Annotated in this window: 2 protein-coding genes; both read left to right on the top strand. The window is 65.9% G+C overall.

Annotated elements, in window-relative coordinates:
- Nucleotides 1-1,157 (top strand): apolipoprotein N-acyltransferase (gene lnt, locus J1M86_RS24395; protein ID WP_052061606.1); only part of this gene is annotated, 1,157 nt, incomplete at its 5' end.
- 34 nt (nt 1,158-1,191) lie between these two features.
- Nucleotides 1,192-2,630 (top strand): cytochrome c biogenesis protein ResB (locus J1M86_RS24390; RefSeq protein ID WP_032400877.1); only part of this gene is annotated, 1,439 nt, incomplete at its 3' end.

Genomic DNA, 2,630 nt, shown 5'->3' with positions numbered 1-2,630 from the left:
TCCCGTTCGGCGGCTTCCCTTGGGGCCGCATCGCATTCGGTCAATCCGACGGGCCGCTGCTGCCTCTGGCTGCGGTGATCGGCGCGCCGGGGTTGTCGTTCGTCGTGGTGCTGATCGGGTCCGCTCTGGCCGGCGTCGTTGCCTCCGGTCGCATCACCCGCAGAACTGCAGCAGCGTCGTGCATCGGTGTGGCCACTGCTGTAGGGGCGCTCACGGTGGTGGCTCCACTGTTCGCTCCGCCGCAGCAGGACACGGTCACCGTCGCCTTGGTGCAAGGCAACGTCCCGCGTCTCGGTCTCGACTTCAACGCCCAACGACGCGCGGTTCTCGACAACCATGTTCAGCGCACCATCGAGCTCGCCGCCGACATCGACTCCGGCCGCGTACGCGCACCCGACCTGGTCATCTGGCCGGAGAACTCCTCCGACATCGATCCCCTGCGCAACCCCGACGCCGCCGCACGTATCGACGCCGCGGCCCGCGCCGTCGGAGTCCCCGTACTCGTCGGCACGGTTCTCCGCCGAGACGACGGCACCACGAGCAACACCTCGATCGTGTGGGATCCCGTCACCGGGCCCGGGCAGAGGCACGACAAGCGGCAACTGGTGCCGTTCGGGGAGTACCTGCCGATGCGCACGATCGTCACCGCACTCTCTCCCTATGCCGCCCAGGCAGGAAACTTCACCCCGGGCCAGGGCAACGGCGTCCTCGACCTCGCCGGAGTGCACGTCGCGGTGGCCACCTGCTACGAGGTCGCCTTCGACTCGTTGCTCACCGACTCCGTGCGCGCCGGTGCCCAGCTGATCGCAGTGCCCACCAACAACGCCACTTTCGGTCGGACGAACATGACCTATCAACAACTCGCCATGTCGCGGGTACGAGCGGTCGAACACGGGCGCAGCGTCGTCGTGTCGGCCACCAGCGGCGTCAGCGCCGTCATCGATGCACGCGGGGAGGTCGTCGAGCGCACGGAGCTGTTCACCCCCGCAGCTGTCGTCACCGAGGTGTCACTGAGCACCACCCTCACCCCGGCGACGATCACCGGCAGCGTTCCGGAATGGATTGCCGCCACCGGCGCTGGTGCAGCACTGGCGTTCTCGCTGCTGCGCCGACCACGCTCCATCACACCGAACCCCGCAAACTACTATGTCGCGTAGTATTTAGATGGTGGTCGGTGAAGGGCGTGCGGAGATGACGATCGACGAACACCCCCGTGCGCACTCGCCGGGACTGGTGCGCAGAACAGTGGCGATGCTGCGCAACCGGTGGCGACAACTGACGTCGATGCGGACAGCGTTGGTGCTGCTGTTCCTCCTCGCCGCCGCAGCTGTCCCCGGCGCTTTGCTGCCGCAGCGCAATCTCAATACCCAGGCCGTCGATTCTTTCATTGCCGCGCGTCCGGTTCTCGGGCCGGTGATGGACACGCTGGAATTGTTCGACGTGTTCGCGAGTTCCTGGTTCACCGCGATCTACGTCCTGTTGTTCGTGTCGCTGATCGGCTGTCTGACTCCCCGGTTGATCGAGCACGGCAAAGCTCTTCGCGCACAACCTGTTCGAGTACCGCGAAACCTCACTCGACTACCGTTGCATCATTCGGGCACCCTCGCCGGTGACCCCGAGAAGGTGATCGCCGACATCGCGCGGCACTTGAAAGGGTGGCGTACCGCCGTTCGACCCGAGCCCGATGGGGCACTGACTCTCTCGGCGGAGAAGGGCTACACCCGCGAGGCCGGGAACCTGCTGTTTCACTTCTCGCTGATCGGTCTGCTCGCGGCCATCGCGATCGGCAAACTGTTCGGCTACGAAGGCTCGGTCATCGTCATCGCCGACAACGGGCCCGGTTTCTGCAACACCTCGCCCGCGATCTACGACTCCTTTCGCGCCGGCAACAGCACCGACGGCACCGGACTCGAGCCGTTCTGTATCCGGGTCAGAGATTTCACCGCCGACTACCTCGAGAACGGTCAGGCCGAGATGTTCACCTCGAACATCTCCTACCAGAGCGCCGACGACATCGCCGCCGACACCTGGCGCGACTATCAACTCAAAGTCAACGAACCCCTCCGGCTCGGCGACGAACGCATCTACCTCACCGGACACGGCTACGCCCCCGAGTTCACCGTCACCTTCCCCGACGGCCAGACCCGCACCGAAGCGCTGCAGTTCCGCCCCGACGACGCCACCACGTTCCTCAGCAGCGGCGCGCTGCGATTCGACCCACCCGGGGGGACCTACGCCACCGCCGAGGAGCGCCGCCGAGGGCAGATCGCCATCGAAGGACTCTTCGCGCCCACCGCGCAATTCAACGGCAACCTGCTCTCCTCCCGCTTCCCGGAACTGGTCGATCCCGCGGTGGCAGTGGACATCTACAAAGGCGACACCGGTCTCGACACCGGCATCCCGCAGTCGATCTTCTCCCTGGACCAGGAGATGATCAACCAGGGCCGGCTGGTCAAGCAGGACCGGGTCAACCTGCGGCCCGGAGAATCGACGACCCTCTCCGACGGCACCGTCGTCCGGTTCGACGGTGCCAAGGAATTCGCGAACCTCCAGGTCGGATACGACCCCGCGCAGCGGTGGGTGCTCGTGTTCGCGGTCACGATGATGACCGGACTACTGGTGTCCCTGGT

The organism is Rhodococcus sp. KRD197, assembly GCF_017168235.1.
GTDB lineage: Bacteria > Actinomycetota > Actinomycetes > Mycobacteriales > Mycobacteriaceae > Rhodococcoides.
The sequence above is the reverse complement of the archived record's forward strand: the minus strand, read 5'-3'. Positions and strand labels throughout refer to the sequence as shown.